The 18,658-nt window shown below is 59.4% G+C and carries 17 protein-coding genes and 2 tRNA genes; 4 read left to right on the top strand and 15 right to left on the bottom strand.

Features of this window, described 5'->3' with window-relative positions:
- Positions 1-117 precede the first annotated feature (117 nt).
- Positions 118-522: a serine kinase/phosphatase gene (locus J2W17_RS21915; RefSeq protein ID WP_307339254.1), complete on the bottom strand. Its 405-nt coding sequence runs from the start codon at positions 520-522 to the stop codon at positions 118-120.
- Positions 523-691: 169 nt separating this feature from the next.
- Between J2W17_RS21915 and can the strand changes: the two genes are divergently transcribed.
- Entirely contained in the window at positions 692-1,336 is a 645-nt protein-coding gene (gene can / locus J2W17_RS21910; protein WP_307339251.1) for a carbonate dehydratase, read from the top strand.
- Positions 1,337-1,392: 56 nt separating this feature from the next.
- On the opposite strand, the gene J2W17_RS21905 is transcribed toward can, so the two are convergent.
- Complete coding sequence (locus tag J2W17_RS21905; RefSeq protein ID WP_307339248.1) at positions 1,393-2,571, bottom strand: hypothetical protein; 1,179 nt, start codon at positions 2,569-2,571, stop codon at positions 1,393-1,395.
- Between the two features lie 109 nt (positions 2,572-2,680).
- Positions 2,681-4,099 carry a short-chain fatty acid transporter gene (locus J2W17_RS21900; RefSeq protein WP_307339245.1) on the bottom strand — a complete coding sequence of 473 codons (1,419 nt, stop codon included), beginning with the start codon at positions 4,097-4,099 and terminating at the stop codon, positions 2,681-2,683.
- 201 nt (positions 4,100-4,300) lie between these two features.
- Here J2W17_RS21900 and J2W17_RS21895 point away from each other — a divergent pair, with 201 nt between their 5' ends.
- A complete protein-coding gene (locus tag J2W17_RS21895) occupies positions 4,301-5,614 on the top strand; it encodes an MFS transporter (RefSeq protein ID WP_307339241.1) in 1,314 nt (437 codons plus the stop codon).
- Between the two features lie 29 nt (positions 5,615-5,643).
- Complete coding sequence (gene ddlA / locus J2W17_RS21890) at positions 5,644-6,738, top strand: D-alanine--D-alanine ligase (RefSeq protein WP_307339238.1); 1,095 nt, start codon at positions 5,644-5,646, stop codon at positions 6,736-6,738.
- A gap of 71 nt (positions 6,739-6,809) precedes the next feature.
- On the opposite strand, the gene J2W17_RS21885 is transcribed toward ddlA, so the two are convergent.
- The 4 genes from J2W17_RS21885 to J2W17_RS21870 form a co-directional block, all read right to left on the bottom strand.
- Positions 6,810-7,181: a helix-turn-helix domain-containing protein gene (locus J2W17_RS21885; protein ID WP_307339234.1), complete on the bottom strand. Its 372-nt coding sequence runs from the start codon at positions 7,179-7,181 to the stop codon at positions 6,810-6,812.
- A gap of 3 nt (positions 7,182-7,184) precedes the next feature.
- Positions 7,185-7,487: a type II toxin-antitoxin system HigB family toxin gene (locus J2W17_RS21880; RefSeq protein WP_307339231.1), complete on the bottom strand. Its 303-nt coding sequence runs from the start codon at positions 7,485-7,487 to the stop codon at positions 7,185-7,187.
- A gap of 274 nt (positions 7,488-7,761) precedes the next feature.
- The gene (gene ggt / locus J2W17_RS21875) at positions 7,762-9,594 is read right to left on the bottom strand and encodes a gamma-glutamyltransferase (RefSeq protein WP_307339228.1); all 1,833 of its coding nucleotides are present in this window, start codon (positions 9,592-9,594) and stop codon (positions 7,762-7,764) included.
- Between the two features lie 274 nt (positions 9,595-9,868).
- Positions 9,869-9,945, bottom strand: a tRNA-Met gene (locus tag J2W17_RS21870).
- Positions 9,946-10,264: 319 nt separating this feature from the next.
- On the opposite strand from J2W17_RS21870, the gene J2W17_RS21865 reads away from it, so the two are divergent.
- Positions 10,265-11,482 (top strand): MFS transporter, encoded by a 1,218-nt coding sequence (locus J2W17_RS21865; RefSeq protein WP_307339225.1) that lies wholly within the window; start codon positions 10,265-10,267, stop codon positions 11,480-11,482.
- A gap of 207 nt (positions 11,483-11,689) precedes the next feature.
- Here J2W17_RS21865 and ychF read toward each other — a convergent pair whose 3' ends face one another.
- The 8 genes from ychF to J2W17_RS21825 form a co-directional block, all read right to left on the bottom strand.
- A complete protein-coding gene (gene ychF, locus J2W17_RS21860; protein WP_307339222.1) occupies positions 11,690-12,790 on the bottom strand; it encodes a redox-regulated ATPase YchF in 1,101 nt (366 codons plus the stop codon).
- Between the two features lie 22 nt (positions 12,791-12,812).
- The gene (gene pth, locus J2W17_RS21855) at positions 12,813-13,397 is read right to left on the bottom strand and encodes an aminoacyl-tRNA hydrolase (protein ID WP_046030136.1); all 585 of its coding nucleotides are present in this window, start codon (positions 13,395-13,397) and stop codon (positions 12,813-12,815) included.
- Positions 13,398-13,567: 170 nt separating this feature from the next.
- Complete coding sequence (locus J2W17_RS21850; RefSeq protein WP_307339299.1) at positions 13,568-14,170, bottom strand: 50S ribosomal protein L25/general stress protein Ctc; 603 nt, start codon at positions 14,168-14,170, stop codon at positions 13,568-13,570.
- Positions 14,171-14,312: 142 nt separating this feature from the next.
- Positions 14,313-15,254, bottom strand: a complete 942-nt coding sequence (locus J2W17_RS21845; RefSeq protein ID WP_003171603.1) for a ribose-phosphate pyrophosphokinase — start codon at positions 15,252-15,254, stop codon at positions 14,313-14,315.
- A gap of 45 nt (positions 15,255-15,299) precedes the next feature.
- Positions 15,300-15,374 (bottom strand) — tRNA-Gln (locus tag J2W17_RS21840).
- Positions 15,375-15,410: 36 nt separating this feature from the next.
- Positions 15,411-16,262, bottom strand: coding sequence for a 4-(cytidine 5'-diphospho)-2-C-methyl-D-erythritol kinase (ispE, locus tag J2W17_RS21835; protein ID WP_307339112.1), 852 nt, complete (start codon positions 16,260-16,262; stop codon positions 15,411-15,413).
- A gap of 2 nt (positions 16,263-16,264) precedes the next feature.
- The gene (gene lolB, locus J2W17_RS21830; protein WP_307339109.1) at positions 16,265-16,882 is read right to left on the bottom strand and encodes a lipoprotein insertase outer membrane protein LolB; all 618 of its coding nucleotides are present in this window, start codon (positions 16,880-16,882) and stop codon (positions 16,265-16,267) included.
- A gap of 4 nt (positions 16,883-16,886) precedes the next feature.
- Positions 16,887-18,611, bottom strand: coding sequence for a tetratricopeptide repeat protein (locus tag J2W17_RS21825; RefSeq protein WP_307339106.1), 1,725 nt, complete (start codon positions 18,609-18,611; stop codon positions 16,887-16,889).
- Between the last annotated feature and the right edge of the window lie 47 nt (positions 18,612-18,658).

Genomic DNA, 18,658 nt, shown 5'->3' with positions numbered 1-18,658 from the left:
CGCTCCCACATTTAACTTATGTCGATCACAGTAGTTGTGTACGACACCGATCAAATGTGGGAGCGGCGGTGCGGCGATCCGACTTGCTCGCGAAGGCGGCTAATAAACACTAGAGAATCAACGTTTACCATCCATCGGATCCCGCCGCGCCATCTCCTCCTCATCCAGCCCATTGCCCCCACCGATGTCGTCTTCATCGACAATGCTCAAATCCCAATCCGCCTGGTCACCTTCACCCGCCTCTTGAGCATCCCGCGCACCGTCTTCGCGGATCAAGGTTTCCGGGCTCATGTCGTCGTCGGTGGATTCATGGTCATCGGTCGAGGCACCGGTCATGCCGGCTTCCTTCACTCGCTCACGGGGCATCAGGCGCTCGCGCTCCGCTTCCGGCAATTCGTCGCCGATTTTCGCGCTCGGTTCTTCTTCGTCGAAATCCAGCTCATGCATCGAACCCATGCGGTCTTCGTTGTCGTCAATGGGCTCGGGTTGCACCGCATCGAACGGACGGCGTGTATCAGTCATGGTAATTCCTCATACTGTGGGCCTTACTACGATGGACCCGCTCGGCAGCCCAGAATTCCGCCGGGCTGGAACACCGGTAATATGCATCACCTGCAATCTGCATCTCGCGCGTGACCCCGACGGGCGGTTGTCTGTCAAATCAGCGCATCATTCACGAGGCTTTCATTGCATGAACGACTTACAAGATCTGATTGATAACAACGCGCGTTGGGCCGATGCGATCAAGCAGGAAGATCCTGACTTCTTCGCCAAGCTGGCCCGTCAGCAAACCCCGGAATATCTATGGATCGGCTGCTCCGATGCTCGGGTGCCGGCCAACGAGATCGTCGGCATGCTGCCGGGCGATCTGTTCGTCCACCGCAACGTGGCCAATGTGGTGTTGCACACTGACCTCAATTGCCTGTCGGTGATCCAGTACGCGGTCGACGTGCTCAAGGTCAAACACATCCTCGTCACCGGCCACTACGGCTGTGGCGGTGTGCGCGCCTCGATGCAGGATCGCCAGTTTGGCCTGATCGACGGCTGGCTGCGCTCGATTCGCGATCTGTACTATGAAAAACGCGAAGAGCTGGCCGAGTTGCCGACCGAAGAAGAGCGGGTCGACCGCCTTTGCGAACTCAACGTGATCCAGCAGGTGGCGAACGTCGGGCACACCAGCATTGTGCAAAATGCTTGGCATCGCGGGCAGAAACTGTCGATCCACGGCTGCATCTATGGCATCAAGGACGGTCGCTGGAAAAGCCTGAACACGACCATCAGCGGTTTCGAGCAGTTGCCACCGCAGTACCGGCTGCGTCCGGTCGAGGCGTTGTAAAGGAAACGCGCGCTTTGCCGCGTCAGCCATGGCTTACGTGGCAAAGCCGCTCATCCTTACAGATTCGTCGAAGAATTCGCACGCACAGTGGCGGGGACCTTGAGCTGTGTGAGCTGGGACTTGATCGGGGCCGTCGCGCATTTGGCCACGGCCTGTTCAGGCGTCAGGCTGCGGATCGAGGTGTAGAACAGCTCGCAGGTTTTTTCTTTGCGGGTCACCTGCCAGATCTGGGTGCAGCTTTGGAGTTGAACGTTCGGATCGCTGCCCGGTTTGCTGCCCATCCCGGCTTGCCAGCAGGCGGCGCTCAGATCCTGGCCCATGATTTTCAGCCCCGCAGCGTCGGCCTGGGCCTGGGCATCGACGCCGCCGTAACTGGCCGGGTTGGCGGCATACCAGATGTAACTCGGGTGGTTGGAACCCAGCACCGGTACCTTTACCCCTTCGCTGGGGCTGATGGTTGCCAGTCCCAGGACATTCACGGTCGGGCCATATTGCTGCTTGATCCAGTTACGCACCGGCGCACCAAAGGCAACCATCGGCAATGCCGCGCCACTGGCGTTCCGGCTGACGTCCTTGACCATGGTGGTCTGGTAGTCCTTGAAATAGTCGTAGACACCTTCCAGGTCCTTGCCGGCGCTGGACGGCGCGGCAATCGGAGCGATGTCGATGATGGTCTGGTAGCCCGGCGTCTGTTCGGCCGGGATGCCGTTGTCGGTGAGCAGCGTGGCCCAACGATCAGTGGTGGCCGACCGGAGGTAATCCTGGGCCTGGGTCAGTGAATAGTCCGGCGGGAAGTGCAGCAATTCGATGCTCTTGCGGTTTTCCAGGGCCATGCCCAATGGCAGGAACAGATTCCAGCTGAAGGCCCACTTGCCATCGGCGTTCAATTTGCTGGCACCGGTGTAGGCCAGATCGCCAGCGTCGAGCAGCGCCGCCAAGGGTTTCTCATAACCGTCGGGAACGCCGCTGATTTCGGCGTAGAGCTGATCGTTGTCGGTCTTGACCAGCACTGTCGCCGCGCGGTAGCCATCGCGCTTGACGCTTTGGGTCAGGTAATGCTCGACGGTTTGCTCCAGCGTCCAGTTGCGAAAGCAAATGACGTTGCAGTTGTTGGGGTAAGCGAACAGCCGGGTGACGCGTTCGGTACTGCCCAGCTTCAGGGCGACATCGGCATGGGCAGCGGCGCTTAGGGTAAGCGTGAGGGTGGCGAGGGTAAGTCCTGCTAGTTTTAACATGCTCAGATCCTTTTCAGCGTGTGGGCCCTTGGCTTCGGGCGCCTACATACTGAAACAGACTGGAGTGAACAAGAAGTGGGGCCGATGAAAATATCGGCCCTTTTTTGCGTCAAGGCATCACTGGCGGCGTGTACGTCAGCGTCGTCCCCAATGCCCACAACAGCACCAGCACCAGCGGCGTGTGCACCAGCAACTGCACAAACGAGAATCCGATCAAGTCCCGTGCCTTCAACCCCAGCACACCCAGCAGGGGCAGCATGTAGAACGGGTTGATCAGGTTGGGCAGGGCCTCGGCGGCGTTGTAGATCTGCACGGCCCAGCCCAGGTGGTAGTTCAGGTCGTTGGCCACTTGCATCACGTAGGGCGCTTCGATGATCCATTTGCCGCCGCCGGAGGGGATGAAGAAGCCGAGGATCGCCGAGTACACCCCCATCAACAGCGCATAGGTGTCGTGGGACGCGATGCTGACGAAAAAAGTCGAGATGTGGTGGGCCAGGGTCTGGGCGTCCGTCCCCTTGACGGTGGTCATCAACGCGGCGATCGAGCCGTACAACGGGAACTGGATCAGGACGCCGGTGGTGGTCGGCACCGCGCGGGCCACCGCATCGAGGAAGCTGCGCGGGCGCCAGTGCAGCAGGGCGCCGAGCATGATGAACAGGAAGTTATAGGTGTTCAGCCCGGAAATTGCACTGATCGCCGGTTTGGTCGAGAACTCGTGGAACAGCCATCCGGCGGCCAACAACACCAGCAGGATCGTCAGCAGCGGGCTGTGCTCCAGCCATTCGCCGGGACGGGTGCGCGGTTGCAGCGGCGGCAGATTGAAACTCGGTTCGACACCGCAGGCTTGCGCATCTCGGGCGGAATTGGGGCCTGGGGCGGTGGCATAGGCAATGATCAGCGAGATCACGATCAATGCCAGCAGCATCACGCCGGACTGCCAGAGAAAGATGGTTTGAGTGAACGGAATCACCCCGGTGATCGACAGAATCGATGGCGGCAGACTGCCGGGGTTGGCCTGCAATTGCGCTGCGGAAGACGACAGGCCCAAGGCCCACACCGCTCCAAGACCCAGATAAGCGGCGGCACCGGCGGCGCGGTAATCCATTTTCAGATCGGTCCGGCGGGCGAGGGCACGCACCAGCAAACCGCCAAACACCAGCGACAAGCCCCAATTCAACAACGATGCGACCATGGAGATCAGCGCAACCCAAGCCACGGCCGAGCGGCCGTTTTTCGGGAGGCGTGCCAGGCGGTCGATCAGTTTCACTGCCGGTGGCGAGCTGGCGACCACGTAACCGCCGATCACCACGAAGGCCATCTGCATGGTGAACGGGATCAGGCTCCAGAAACCGTCACCGAAGGCCATCGCGGCATCGGTGGGTTTGGCGCCCATGGCCATGGTGGCCACGGCGACGATGATCACCGCCAGCGCGGCAAACACCCAGGAATCGGGGAACCAGCGCTCGGCAAAGCTGGAGCAGCGCAGGGCAAAGCGGGCGGAGCGGCTATCTTCGATATCGGCGGCCACGGGCGTACCTCGGATTTTTATGTTTATTGAGGTCTTCAGGGCTGCACAGGCCCGTCTGGACAGCTGCCAACAGTAATTCAATCGCCCATTTTTTGTGACCAGGTTTTACCCGTATTGGACTTTGGTCTAACGGGTTGTCCGCTGGCGCGTTTACGTAGACCATGTGCGCCTTGGTTCCTGACCTGTGCCAGAGTTCTGTTCATGACTGCCAATACCGTTTCGCGCCCGGCGCCTTTCACTCGCTCCGACTACAAGACCCTGGGCCTTGCAGCCTTGGGTGGCGCGCTGGAAATCTACGACTTCATCATTTTCGTGTTTTTCGCGCTGACCCTCAGCCAGCTGTTCTTTCCGCCGGAGATGCCCGAATGGCTGCGTTTGCTGCAGAGCTTCGGGATTTTCGCCACCGGTTATCTGGCGCGGCCCTTGGGCGGGATCCTGATGGCGCATTTCGCCGACCGGCTGGGACGCAAGAAAGTCTTCAGCCTGAGCATCCTGATGATGGCGCTGCCTTGCCTGCTGATCGGCATCATGCCGACCTATGCGCAAATCGGTTATTTTGCCCCGCTGCTGCTGTTGGCCCTGCGCATTCTCCAGGGAGCCGCGGTGGGCGGGGAGGTGCCAAGCGCCTGGGTGTTCGTCGCCGAGCACGCACCCGTGGGCCATCGAGGTTACGCCCTCGGCTTCCTGCAGGCCGGCCTGACCTTCGGTTACCTGATCGGCGCCCTGACCGCGACCTTTCTCGCCCAGGCGTTCACCCCGGCGGAAATCCTCGATTACGCCTGGCGCTATCCGTTCCTGTTGGGCGGTGTGTTTGGGGTGATTGGCGTCTGGTTGCGTCGCTGGCTCAGCGAGACGCCGGTGTTCATGGCCATGCAGGCCCAGCGCGATGCCACGGTCGAATTGCCGCTGCGTACGGTCTTGCGTGAACATCGCCTGGCCATGCTGCCGGCGATGCTCCTCACCTGCGTGCTGACCTCGGCCGTGGTGGTGCTCGTGGTCATCACCCCGACCATGATGCAGAAATCCTTCGGCATGACGGCCAGCCATACCTTCGCCCTGAGTGCGCTGGGCATCGTGTTCCTTAACATCGGCTGTGTACTCGCCGGGCTGCTCGTTGACCGCATCGGTGCCTGGCGCACCGTGATGTTCTATAGCCTGCTGCTGCCGTTGGGCATCGGCGTGCTCTATACCTGCCTGATCGCCGGAGGCAACTGGATCGGTCCGGCCTACGCGGTGGCCGGCCTCTGTTGCGGGGTGGTGGGCGCGGTGCCGTCGGTGATGGTCAGCCTGTTTCCTGCGCGGATTCGTGTCTCGGGCATCTCCTTCACTTACAACATTGCCTACGCCGCGTGGGCGAGTGTCACCCCGCTGCTGTTGATCGGTCTGATGCCATGGAGCCCGTGGATCTGTGTGATTTTCAGTGCGGTGATGGGCGCTGTTGGCGTGAGCACTGCGGCGTATTTCGGCGCGCGGATGCCGCGTACCGGAAGTTGCCCGGCGGCGAGCATTATGTAATCGGATGGCCAATCGCTGAGGAGTCTTGAATGAGCAAGCTGCGGGTGGGGATTATTTTTGGAGGCCGTTCGGCCGAGCACGAAGTGTCGTTGCAGTCGGCGAAAAATATTGTCGATGCGCTGGATCGTGCGCGTTTCGAGCCGGTGCTGATCGGTATCGACAAGCAAGGCCACTGGCACCTTAACGATCCGTCAAACTTCCTGCTCAACCAGGAAAATCCTGCGCTGATCGCCCTCAACCAGTCCAACCGCGAACTGGCCGTCGTGCCGGGCAAGGCCAGCCAGCAATTGGTCGAGACCTCCAGCCAGGAACTGCTGGGCCATGTCGACGTGATCTTCCCGATCGTCCACGGCACCCTGGGTGAAGACGGCTGCCTGCAGGGATTGCTGCGCATGGCCGATCTGCCGTTCGTCGGCTCCGATGTGCTCGGTTCGGCGGTCTGCATGGACAAGGACATCAGCAAGCGCCTGTTGCGTGATGCCGGCCTGGCGGTCACGCCGTTCGTGACCCTGACCCGGGCCACGGCGGCGCGTACCGGGTTCGCCGAGGTCCAGGGCAAGCTCGGCCTGCCACTGTTCGTCAAACCGGCGAACCAGGGCTCTTCCGTGGGCGTGAGCAAGGTGAGCGATGAAGCCGAGTACGTGGCGGCGATCGAACTGGCACTGGATTTCGATGAAAAGGTCCTGGTCGAGTCTGCCGTCAGCGGCCGCGAGATCGAATGCGCGGTACTTGGCAACGAGAACGCTGTCGCCAGCGGTTGTGGCGAGATCGTGGTGCGCAGCGGGTTCTATTCCTACGAAAGTAAATATATCGACGATCAGGCGGCTGAGGTGGTGGTCCCGGCCAACATCAGCACTGAGGCCAGCGAACACATTCGCGCGCTGGCCGTCGAGGCGTTTCAGGTGTTGGGCTGTTCCGGGCTGGCGCGGGTCGATGTATTCCTGACTGACAGCGGTGAAGTGCTGATCAACGAGATCAACTCGCTCCCCGGCTTCACCCGCATCAGCATGTACCCCAAGCTGTGGCAGGCCACCGGGATGACCTACAGCGAGCTGGTCAGTCGCCTGATCGAGCTGGCGCTGGAGAAGCACAAGGCGCGACAGGCGCTGAAGATCTCGCGTTAGGCTGTATGTGCCGCTGAATGGTCCAAGTGATCCCCAACAGGCATCCGGATGATCGTCCGGCTGTCGCGTGATCAGGCCTGCTTAACAGGCTTGATCAAACTTTCTGCTGGTATGCCGAAAAGGTCATGCAGTTTCCAGATCATGGGGAGCGTCAAGGCGCGCTTGCCATTAAGCACTTCGTAGACACGGTTTGTCCGGCCAATGGCAGGTGCCAGATCAGCTGCGGACAAGCCGGACTGTTCCATACGAAATTTGATCGCATCGATCGGGTTCGGCAAATCGACTGGAAACTGCTTTGCTTCATACGCCTCGATCAGCGTGATCATGATATCGAAATAATCACCTTCGGGAGTGCCAGGCTCAGGTTCATTGTCGAAGAGTACGGACACGTCCTTGAGAGCTGCACGGTAATCCTCGACGGTGTGAATCGGACGAATATTCATGGGTTACTCCATCTCGACGGTGTCAGCGTCGATTTCGTCGTACTGATTGTGAGTACCGACAAATTTTATGTATACGGCGCCGAAGCGGTAGGCCACAGCGACTACTAATCGAAAGTCATTGCCCTTGATGTTGAACACGACTCTGCGGCTTTTAAGAATACTGGCGGTGGCAAAGTGCGCTTTTATGTCCGCCGGCGTTTTCCACTCTGCATTTCTTGCCTCGTCAATCCAGGCCAGGAGGGAGGGTTCCGAGTCAGGGCACCTCTTCCAAAAACTTTTCAGGTGACTGATGGCGATGATTCTCATGGCATGATCCTAGTCCCATGCTGGGACTAATGCAAGTCTGTGGAGGAGCAGCCCATGTGCGGGAGAGCGAGTTTGATATCGGTAATCAATGGCTGCCGAGAGCTGACTCGATAAGCAGGGCTAATGCAAAGTCGGAAAAAATTAATTCTCAACTCTACCCAAAATGTATTCATTTGCGGGTAGGAGAAGGCTGCGCGAGCTGAGGGATCGGGATCTGTTCTCCATAAAAAAGGGCCTACCTTCTGGTAAGCCCTTTCTCGTTCCAGCGTACGACTCAATCCCCCAACGCTTCCCCCTCACGCCGCGGATCCGCCCCACCCGCCAGCGCTGCTTTCCCCTGCGCATCCTTGACCCGCACAATCGCCTGGGTCCCGCTGGTCATGTCGATCTCGGTCACGTTGTGGCCTTTGTCCTTCAATGCCTGGATCAGCCCGGCGCTGAATTGCCCGCGTTCCAGCTCCGTCGGGCCATTGCGGCTGCCGAAGTTGGGCAGGGCGATGGCGGTTTGCGGGTCGAGGTTCCAGTCGAGCAGGCCGATGGTGGATTTGGCGACGTATTCAATGATCTGCGAGCCGCCGGGGGAGCCGAGGGTGGCGAGGAATTCGCCACTCTGACGGTCGAAGATCAAGGTCGGTGCCATGGACGAACGCGGACGCTTGCCGGGCTCGACGCGGTTGGCGACCTTCTGCCCGTTCTCTTCGGGGATGAACGAGAAGTCGGTCATCTGGTTGTTGAGCAGGAAGCCCTGCACCATCAGGTGCGAACCGAAGGCGGATTCGACGGTGGTGGTCATCGACACCGCACCGCCCAGGTCGTCGACCGCCACCACTTGCGAGGTGGAGATGCGCAGCGGCGAACGGTCCGGCGCATAGGCGACCTGGATGCCCGGCGGTGTGCCGGGTTTGGCCATGCCCATGCTGCGGTCACCGATCAGGGCGGCGCGGCTGGCCAGGTAGGTCGGGTCTACCAGACCTTTGACGGGGACGGGCACGAAGTCCGTGTCGGCGACATACTGCGCGCGGTCGGCGTAGGCCAGGCGCTCGGCTTCGGCGATCAGGTGCACGGCTTCAGGGGCCGGCTCGAGGCCCGCAGGCTTGTCAGTCTTGAGCGGTTTCAAGGGCGCCAGGGCCCAATGCGGATCGCGGGATTCCAGGGCCTGCAAGGTGCCGAGGATCTGCGCCACGGCGATCCCGCCCGACGAAGGTGGTGGCATGCCGCAGACTTGCCAGCGCTTGTAGTCGGTGCACAGCGGCGCGCGTTCCTTGGCGCTGTAGCCTTGAAGATCGTTCAGCGACAGGCTGCCGGGGTTGGCATGGCCTTGAACCTTGGCGACGATCTCTTGGGCGACGGGGCCTTTGTACAGCGCATCGGGACCCTCCTTGGCGATGCGTTTGTACACGGCAGCCAGTGCCGGGTTTTTCAGTTGTGTGCCCGCGGCTTTCGGGCTGCCATCGGCATTGAGAAAATACGCCGCCATGTCCGGCGAGCGGCTGACGGACGAGTCAGCTGCAATCAATCGATGCAAGCGCGGCGAGATGGCGAAGCCTTGCTCGGCGAGTTCGATCGCCGGCTCGAACAGCTGTGCCCATGGCAGGCGGCCATGTTTCCGATGAGCCAGTTCAAGCGCTCGCAGCACGCCTGGCGTGCCCACGGATCGACCACCGATCTGCGCCTGGGTGAATGGCATCGGTTGGCCGTTGGCCTGCAGGAAAAGTCTCTCGGTGGCGCCGGCCGGTGCGGTTTCGCGACCGTCGTAAGTGCGCACGGTCTTGCCATCCCAGAGCACGATCAACGCACCACCGCCGATGCCCGAGGACTGCGGCTCGACCAGCGTCAGTACGGCTTGCATCGCAATGGCTGCATCGATGGCCGAACCGCCTCGGCGCAGTATCTCTCGCCCGGCTTCGGCCGCCAGAGGATTGGCCGCTGCCGCCATGTGTTTCGAGGCGTGCCTGGTGTGCAGGTCGGTGCGATAGCCCGAGGCGGCTTCCGGTGCGACCGGCAACGTCGAAGCGGGCGGGGCATTGCACGCTGCAAGAATCGAAGCGGTGGCAATCAGCGACAGCGCTGACAGGCGATAGCGGCTCAAGTCAAAGGCTGAGAACACGCGGGGCACTCCGTCCGTGGGAAAAGATCCGAGGACTTTATCGGCCGACAGCGAGTGACGCAAACCATGGCCCACGGCAAAGATGCATTTGTCCTTCATGCGTCAGCGAATTTTCTGTAGGGGGAGGGCACCGGGGATGGGCCGCACTCATGCCGAAGGCAGCCCACACAGTCATGCCGGCGGAAGATGCGGGTGCTCAGCGCTCAGCGGTTCTGGCCACTTTTCTCCAGGCATAAAAAAACGGCCTACCTTTCGGTAAGCCGTTTTTAGTACTTGGTGGCTACACAGGGACTTGAACCCCGGACCCCAGCATTATGAATGCTATGCTCTAACCAACTGAGCTATGTAGCCAAGTGGCGCGCATTATTCACCGCAAACGACAATGCGTCAAGCGTAAATATAAAATATTTCTCTGCGCTTTCAACCGCTTATCCCTCTGGGCCGAAAAACCAGGTCGTAGGAGGGCATCAATTGAGCTGAAATCTCCCGGTATTTGCATTCACGGCCTTGCTGTCTGGCTCAGAGTGCCCGCTGCCTGCTTAACTGACCGCAAACCTTCAAGCAAGCTTATCGATGTCGTTAGCAGGCTAAGGGGATGGCGCTATTGCACTGAAAAATGGCACATTGACGCACCTGCCCGTGTGCACCCATCCGCTGTACGGAAATTCTCATGGCTATCAGCAACGTCCAGACCGGCGCCCAGCCGGCATCCGCGACCTCACAAAGCAGCCCCTTGGTCATGCGTATCATCGGCGCCGTGGCCCTGGCGCATTTGATCAACGACCTGATCCAGTCGGTGCTGCCGTCGATTTACCCGATGCTCAAGGCCAACTATGGCCTGACCTTCACCCAGGTCGGCCTGATCACCCTGACCTTTCAATTGACGGCCTCGCTGCTACAGCCGTGGGTCGGCTACCACACCGATCGCCACCCCAAGCCCTGGTTGCTGCCAGCCGGGACGGTGTGCACGCTGATCGGCATCCTGATGATGTCTGTGGTCGGTACCTTCCCGCTGATTCTGCTGGCGGCCGGGCTGATCGGCATCGGCTCCTCGACCTTCCATCCGGAAGCGTCTCGCGTGGCGCGACTGGCTTCGGGCGGGCGTTTTGGCCTGGCGCAATCGACTTTCCAGGTGGGTGGCAATGCCGGGTCGGCTTTCGGTCCGTTGCTCGCCGCGGCGATCATTATCCCTTTCGGTCAGGGCCACGTGGCGTGGTTCGGGTTGTTCGCGGTATTCGCCCTGTTCGTGCTCTACCGGATCAGTCGCTGGTACGCCAATCACCTGAACCTGTTCAAGCTCAAGCAAGGCCAGGCGGCGACGCACGGCTTGTCGAAAAACCGGGTCATCAGTGCCTTGGTGGTGCTGGGCTTACTGGTGTTCTCCAAGTATTTCTACATGTCCAGTTTGACCAGCTACTTCACTTTTTACCTGATAGAGAAATTCGACCTGTCGGTGGCGAGTTCGCAGCTGCACTTGTTCCTGTTTCTCGGGGCGGTAGCGGCAGGAACCTTCTTCGGCGGGCCGATCGGCGACAAGATCGGGCGTAAGGCAGTGATCTGGTTCTCGATCCTTGGCGTGGCACCGTTCACCTTGATCCTGCCCCACGTCGACCTGTTCTGGACCAGTATTCTCAGCGTGGTGATCGGCTTCATCCTGGCCTCGGCGTTTTCAGCCATCGTGGTGTATGCCCAGGAGCTGGTGCCGGGCAATGTCGGGATGATTGCCGGGGTGTTCTTTGGCTTGATGTTCGGTTTTGGCGGAATCGGCGCGGCGTTGCTTGGGCATCTGGCGGATGTTCATGGTATCGAGTACGTGTACTACCTGTGCTCGTTCCTGCCGCTGTTTGGCGTGTTGGCGATCTTCCTGCCAAGAACCAAAAAAACCTGAACCACACCCAATCTCCTGTAGGAGCTGCGGTGCGACGATTCGACTTGCCGGCGAAGGCGGAGTGTCAGTCGGCATCAATGTTGGCTGTGACACCGTCTTCGCCGGCAAGCCGGCTCCTACAGGATCGCGGTGAACGGAATTTCAGCCACAAAAAAGCCGCGTATCAAACGCGGCTTTTTCTTGGGCGGCTGCTTCGTCCTGAATAACTTAGACGTTGAAGCGGAAGTGCATCACATCGCCATCTTTAACGATGTAATCCTTGCCTTCCAGACGCCATTTACCTGCTTCCTTGGTACCCGCTTCGCCCTTGTACTGGATGAAGTCGTCATAGGCGATGACTTCGGCGCGGATGAAGCCTTTTTCGAAGTCGGTGTGGATCACGCCGGCGGCTTGGGGGGCGGTAGCACCGACGCGGACGGTCCAGGCGCGAACTTCTTCGACACCGGCGGTGAAGTAGGTCTGCAGGTGCAGCATTTCGTAGCCCGCGCGGATCACACGGTTCAGGCCCGGCTCTTCGAGACCCAGCGCCTCGAGGAACATGTCTTTCTCTTCGCCGTCATCCAGCTCGGCGATTTCGGCTTCGATCTTGTTGCAGACCGGAACCACCATGGCGCCTTCTTCTTCGGCGATGGCCTTGACGATGTCCAGCAGCGGGTTGTTCTCGAAACCGTCTTCGGCAACGTTGGCGATGTACATGACCGGCTTGGTGGTCAGCAGGTGGAAGCCGCGAATCACCGCTTTGTCGTCGGCGCCCATGTTCTTCATCAGCGTGCGCGCTGGCTTGCCGAGGGTGAAGTGAGCGATCAATTGCTCCAGCAGGCCTTTCTGGATCACGGCGTCCTTGTCGCCACCCTTGGCGTTGCGCGCGACTTTCTGCAGTTGCTTCTCGCAGCTGTCGAGGTCGGCGAAGATCAGTTCCAGGTCGATGATCTCGATGTCGCGTTTCGGGTCGACGCTATTGGAGACGTGAATCACGTTCTCGTCTTCGAAGCAGCGGACCACGTGGGCGATGGCATCGGTTTCACGGATGTTGGCGAGGAACTTGTTGCCCAGGCCTTCACCTTTCGAAGCGCCGGCAACCAGGCCTGCAATGTCGACGAATTCCATGGTGGTCGGCAGGATGCGCTTGGGATTGACGATGGCCGCCAGGGCTTCCAGGCGCGGATCCGGCATCGGCACGATACCGGTGTTCGGTTCGATGGTGCAGAAGGGGAAGTTCTCGGCCGCGATCCCGGATTTGGTCAGGGCGTTGAACAGGGTGGACTTGCCGACGTTAGGCAGGCCGACGATGCCGCAATTGAATCCCATGGTGTTTCCCCTCGGATAAGTGTCAGGCCTTCTGGCTGTGCAGGTTTTTCATCGCACGGTTCCATTCACCGGCGAGGATATCCGGCAGCACGCCGAGGGCAAAATCGATGCTGGCATCGAGTTTTTCCTGTTCGGCGCGTGGCGCACGACCCAGGACGAAATTTGAAACCATACTGGCAACGCCCGGGTGGCCAATGCCAAGCCGCAAGCGGTGAAAGGTATTCTGATTGCCCAGTTGCGCGATGATGTCGCGCAACCCGTTGTGACCGCCATGGCCGCCGCCCTGTTTGAGCTTGGCAACGCCCGGAGGCAGGTCGAGTTCGTCGTGCGCCACGAGGATTTCTTCAGGCTTGATGCGGAAGAAACCGGCGAGTGCCGCTACGGCCTGGCCGCTGCGGTTCATGTACGTGGTGGGAATCAGCAGACGAACATCCTGACCCTGATGCGAATAACGCCCGGTCAGGCCGAAATATTTGCGATCCGCCACAAGGTTTACGCCCTGTGCGTTCGCGATGCGCTCAACAAAAAGGGCCCCTGCGTTATGCCGGGTCTGTTCGTATTCAGCGCCTGGATTTCCCAAGCCAACGATCAGTTTGATGGCAGTCACGATAGGGGCCCTTCCTTGGAGTGGTGGATAACATCGCCGCGACCGGTGTGTGCGGCGAAAGTGGACGACAAGTGCTCATTTACCATTATGTAAACTCCGCGTTCTCGCCCGCTTTCTCGCTACGTTCCAGTCCGCGATGTTACTTGATCACTCCGGCATTACAGAGTGAATTACTCTGCTGCGCCTTCTTCGGTAGCTTCTGGAGCAACACGTGGAGCGTGAACGTTGGCAACAGCCTTGTCGTCACCGTGTGCCAGAGCAACAAACTCAACGCCTTTAGGGGCTTTGAGGTCGGACAAGTGAATGATCGAGCCGATTTCGGCGTCAGCCAGGTCGACTTCGATGAATTCAGGCAGGTCCTTCGGCAGGCAGGTCACTTCGATTTCCGAAACAACGTGCGAAACTTCGCCGCCTTTCTTGATCGGAGCTTCTTCGCCGACGAAGTGTACAGGCACGATAGCGGTCAGTTTCTGACCAGCTACAACGCGTACGAAGTCAGCGTGCAGCACGTGGCCTTTGGCCGGGTGGCGCTGCAGAGCCTTGATGATTACGTTTTGCTTGGTGCCGCCAACGTTCAGCTCGATGATGTGGCTGTAAGCCGCGTCGTTTTCGAGCAGTTTGGCAACTTCTTTAGCCAGCATGCTGATGGATTCAGGGGCTTTTTCGCCACCGTAAACTACAGCTGGAACCAGGCTTGCGAGACGACGCAGGCGGCGGCTCGCACCTTTCCCCAGGTCGGAACGCACTTCAGCATTCAGAGTAAAATCGTTCATGTTGTATCTCCAAAATAACCACATTCGCCCCAGCGTTTGCGACCAGCGCTAAAGGCGATATGGGCAAAAAAGCCCCGCCCCGACAGGAATGCCGGGGCGGGGCGCTTTTCGTCAACAGGATGTAATGAAAAGGGCAGGGCCCTTAACGGAACATCGCGCTGATCGATTCTTCATTGCTGATGCGGCGGACCGCCTCGGCAACTACCGGTGCGATATCCAGTTGACGGATACGCGCACAGGCTTGTGCTGCAGCGGACAGCGGGATGGTGTTGGTCACCACCAGCTCGTCCAGCACGGAATTTTCGATATTCTCGATTGCCCGACCCGACAGCACAGGGTGTGTGCAGTAGGCGAAAACCTTGGCAGCGCCATGCTCTTTCAAAGCCTTTGCCGCGTGGCACAAAGTGCCGGCGGTATCGACCATGTCATCGACCAGGATACAGGTACGCCCTTCGACATCACCGATGATATGCATCACTTCAGAGTGATTGGCTTTCTCGCGGCGTTTGTCGATGATCCCGAGATCCACGCCCAGGGATTTGGCAACGGCACGTGCACGCACGACGCCGCCAATGTCCGGGGATACGATCATCAGGTTTTCGAAGCGCTGATCTTCAATGTCATCCACCAGAACCGGGGAGCCGTAGATGTTATCTACCGGAATATCGAAGAAGCCCTGAATCTGGTCAGCATGCAGATCAACCGTGAGAACACGGTCGATGCCGACTACGGTAAGCATGTCAGCCACGACTTTCGCGCTGATAGCCACACGTGCGGAACGCGGACGGCGATCCTGACGGGCATAACCAAAGTAAGGAATTACAGCAGTGATACGAGTAGCCGAGGAGCGGCGGAAGGCATCGGCCATCACTACCAGTTCCATCAGGTTATCGTTGGTCGGAGCGCAAGTCGGCTGAATAATGAAGACATCTTTACCGCGGACGTTTTCATTGATCTCGGCAGTAATTTCGCCGTCGGAGAATTTACCGACAGAGATGTCACCGAGAGGGATATGCAGCTGACGTACAACACGCCGAGCCAGATCGGGGTTAGCATTCCCCGTAAAGACCATCATCTTGGACACGCGCAGTACCTAGAGGCTGAGGGTAACCTGGATGAGTATGGAAAATGGCAGGGGCGGCTGGATTCGAACCAACGCATGGCAGGATCAAAACCTGCTGCCTTACCGCTTGGCGACGCCCCTGTATCTGTTGCAACGAGTACCCAGTACTCGGTTCCTTTAGAGCAGACTTTGCAGCTTGCGATGCAACATCGAAACGTTGCTTCCTTTTGCTACAAACCCTGTAAGGGTCTCTGTAAGAAGGGCCGAGACTTTATCAGCTTCAGCTTTGCTTGGGAAGCCCCCAAACACACAACTTCCAGTTCCGGTGAGTTTTGCTTCGGTAAATTTACCTAACAAATTCAATGCGTTACGTACATCTGGATAACGCCTTGCTACCACCGGTAAGCAGTCATTTCGACTGTTTCCCTTGGGAACGGGGCGCACTTTAATGGGAGAAGAGTTACGTGTCAACAACGGATCTGAAAAAATTTCTGCTGTACTTACAGATACTTGCGGCACCAGCACGAGATACCACGGTTCTTCGGGGTCTACAGGGGTCAGTTTCTCCCCGACGCCTTCGGCAAAAGCCGCGTGGCCACGCACGAAAACCGGGACATCGGCACCCAGCGTCAGGCCAAGCACGGCCAGTCGATCCTCATCCCAACCCAGTTGCCAGAGATGGTTCAAGCCGAGCAAGGTCGTTGCGGCATTGGAGCTGCCGCCACCGATTCCACCGCCCATGGGCAGAATTTTTTCGATCCAGATGTCGATACCGAGCGAACAGCCGGATTGCGCCTGAAGTTTTTTTGCCGCCCGCACGATCAGATTGCTGTCGTGCGGTACGCCTTCGAATTCGGTGTGCAGGCGAATCACGCCATCGTCGCGCACGGCAAAGGTGATTTCATCGCCGTAATCGAGAAACTGAAAGATGGTCTGCAACTCGTGGTAACCGTCTTCACGGCGACCGAGGATGTGCAGCATCAGGTTGAGTTTGGCCGGGGAGGGCAGCGTCAAGCGCGATGCGGTCATGGTCATTGCCCCAGTTTGCGAGGTTGCCATTCCTTGATCACCAGCGTGACGTCAAGGTCGGTGCCATGCAGTTTGATGCGCTCGGGCAGCCAATAGCCGTTTTGCTCGGCGTAACTGAGATACTCCACCTGCCAGCCATCCTGTTCGAGATTGGCCAGGCGGCTGTCGGTGTCCAGGGTCAGGCGACTCTTGCTGTCCGGCGCCGGAAGCCCGCGCACCCACCAGGCCAGATTGGACACCGGCAATTTCCAGCCGAGCTGTTCTTCGAGCAGCGCTTCCGGAGACGTCGCGTCATAACGGCCCTGGTTGGCGACTTCCAGCGAGACCTTTCCGGGGCGACCGGTCAAGCGAGCCGCGCCACGACCCAGGGGGCCGGAAAGGCGGATGTCGTAGTAATCCTGGCGCTGCAGCCAGAACAAGGTGCCGCTGCCGGAGTCCTTGGGGGCGCGGATGCCGATCTTGCCATTGATCTGCCAGCCATCAAGCCCCGTAAGCTGCTGCTTGTACTCGCGCCACTGGGCCGCGTTGCCTTGACCCTGGACCGATTCGCGGGCACCGAAGCCCGCACAACCGGCGAGCAGGGCGATGAAACTGAAAACAATGAGGTGGCGCATGAACATAAATTTAAAGAGTCTCTGATCCGGTCAGGCGCTTGATGGTGCTGCGCAGGATAGGGCTGTCGGGCTGTTCCTTGAGGAACTTGCCCCAGATTTGCCTGGCTTCGCGTTGCTTGCCGTTGGCCCACAGAACCTCGCCCAGGTGAGCGGCGACCTCCTGGTCGGGGAAGCGCTCCAGGGCCAGGCGCAAGTAACGTTCGGCCTCATCGAGATTGCCCAGGCGGTAATTCACCCAGCCGAGACTGTCGAGCACCGCCGGGTCTTCCGGATTGATCTGGTGCGCCTGTTCGATCAGGGTCTTGGCTTCGGCGTAACGCGTCGTACGGTCGGACAGGGTATAACCGAGGGCGTTCAGTGCCATCGCATTGTCCGGGTCGCGCTTGATGATCAGCCGCAGGTCTTTTTCCATCTGTGCCAAATCATTGCGTTTTTCCGCCTGCATGGCGCGGGTGTATAGCAGATTCAAGTCGTCCGGGTATTTTTCAAGGGCTTGCTGCAAGACTTTCCAGGCCTTGTCCCCCTGTTTGTTGGCGGCCAGGGTTTCGGCTTCGATCAAATACAACTGAATGACGTAATCGGGCTGTTCATCGCGCTCTGCCGCCAGACGGCGTTGGGCTTCGGCGGTCTTGCCGTTATTGATCAGGATATCGGTCAGGCGCAATTGTGCCGGCAGGTAATCGTTTCCTGGCCTGACCTGGGCGTACTCGGCCAGTGCGCCTTGAGGGTCGTTGCGCTCTTCAGCGATACGGCCGAGGTTCAAGTGAGCCGAATCGACATGGCTGTCCCGGGCGATCAGGTCTTCCAGATAACCCTTGGCCTCGTCCCAGGCCTTGGCTTCCAGGCACACCAGTGCCAGGGAATATCGCAGCTCGTCGTCTTCCGGGTACTGCTGAACCAGGCTGGAGAATTCGACTTTGGCGTCGTCCATGCGGTCCTGCTCCACCAGCATGCGCGCGTAAGTCAGGCGCAGGCGTTTGTCGTCCGGGTACTGCTTGATGCTTTTTTTCAGCAGCGGCAAGGCTTCATCGCCACGCTCGAGCGATTGCAGCAGGCGTGCGCGCAGCAGGATCGGGGCAATTTCGCCCTCGTCCGGGGGGTTGTCTTCCAGCAGGCCCAGCGCGCCTTTGGCGTCACCGTCCTGTTGCAGCAGCAGAGCCTTGCCGAAAATCAGCTGGCTGTTGCTCGGATGACGCTGCAGCAGGCGGTCGAAGCTTTTCATCAAGCCGTTGCGCGTGTCCTGATCGGTATCGGCCGCGGACAGGGCAAGAAAGTCGAAATGCGTGTCGCCCTTGCCTTGCAGGACTTTCTCCATGTAGGCCATCGAATCGTCATAACGCCCGGCGCGAGCCAGCTGCACCGCGGCGGCTCGCTGCGCCTCGAGGTCATCCGGGGCGTTTTTCGCCCAGATCAGCGCGGTGTCCAGCGCGGCCTGATCGGCACCCAGATACTCGGCGATACGAAACGCCCGCTCGGAAATGCCCGGATCCTGGGTGTTGATCGCCTGGGTCACATAGTTGTCCAGGGCAATGTCGAAGCGATTGCGCTGGCCAGCCAGTTCGGCGCTCAACAGGCTGAAGACGGTATCTTCGCTGAATGAGCTGTAAACCTTGGGCTTTTCAGGGGCCGGGGTGCTGTCTTCGACCGGCGGCGTACCGTCCGGCGAAACGGGTGCCAAAGTCTGGCAGCCGCTGAGGAAGACAAGAGCGAGGAGCAACGCGGAAGATCTATTCATATAGGAGGAGGACGACTAACCTGCGGTCGGATCATCATGACACAAGC

It is taken from the genome of Pseudomonas lini, from assembly GCF_030812475.1.
In the GTDB taxonomy this organism is placed as follows: domain Bacteria; phylum Pseudomonadota; class Gammaproteobacteria; order Pseudomonadales; family Pseudomonadaceae; genus Aquipseudomonas; species Aquipseudomonas lini_A.
The sequence above is the reverse complement of the archived record's forward strand: the minus strand, read 5'-3'. Positions and strand labels throughout refer to the sequence as shown.

What these genes read in the sequence shown, in the direction of transcription:
- J2W17_RS21915 (WP_307339254.1), bottom strand. Translation starts at nt 522, where the DNA reads ATGACTGATACACGCCGTCCGTTCGATGCGGTGCAACCCGAGCCCATT.
- can (WP_307339251.1), top strand. Translation starts at nt 692, where the DNA reads ATGAACGACTTACAAGATCTGATTGATAACAACGCGCGTTGGGCCGAT.
- J2W17_RS21905 (WP_307339248.1), bottom strand. Translation starts at nt 2,571, where the DNA reads ATGTTAAAACTAGCAGGACTTACCCTCGCCACCCTCACGCTTACCCTA.
- J2W17_RS21895 (WP_307339241.1), top strand. Translation starts at nt 4,301, where the DNA reads ATGACTGCCAATACCGTTTCGCGCCCGGCGCCTTTCACTCGCTCCGAC.
- ddlA (WP_307339238.1), top strand. Translation starts at nt 5,644, where the DNA reads ATGAGCAAGCTGCGGGTGGGGATTATTTTTGGAGGCCGTTCGGCCGAG.
- J2W17_RS21885 (WP_307339234.1), bottom strand. Translation starts at nt 7,181, where the DNA reads ATGAATATTCGTCCGATTCACACCGTCGAGGATTACCGTGCAGCTCTC.
- J2W17_RS21880 (WP_307339231.1), bottom strand. Translation starts at nt 7,487, where the DNA reads ATGAGAATCATCGCCATCAGTCACCTGAAAAGTTTTTGGAAGAGGTGC.
- J2W17_RS21865 (WP_307339225.1), top strand. Translation starts at nt 10,265, where the DNA reads ATGGCTATCAGCAACGTCCAGACCGGCGCCCAGCCGGCATCCGCGACC.
- ychF (WP_307339222.1), bottom strand. Translation starts at nt 12,790, where the DNA reads ATGGGATTCAATTGCGGCATCGTCGGCCTGCCTAACGTCGGCAAGTCC.
- J2W17_RS21850 (WP_307339299.1), bottom strand. Translation starts at nt 14,170, where the DNA reads ATGAACGATTTTACTCTGAATGCTGAAGTGCGTTCCGACCTGGGGAAA.
- ispE (WP_307339112.1), bottom strand. Translation starts at nt 16,262, where the DNA reads ATGACCGCATCGCGCTTGACGCTGCCCTCCCCGGCCAAACTCAACCTG.
- lolB (WP_307339109.1), bottom strand. Translation starts at nt 16,882, where the DNA reads ATGTTCATGCGCCACCTCATTGTTTTCAGTTTCATCGCCCTGCTCGCC.
- J2W17_RS21825 (WP_307339106.1), bottom strand. Translation starts at nt 18,611, where the DNA reads ATGAATAGATCTTCCGCGTTGCTCCTCGCTCTTGTCTTCCTCAGCGGC.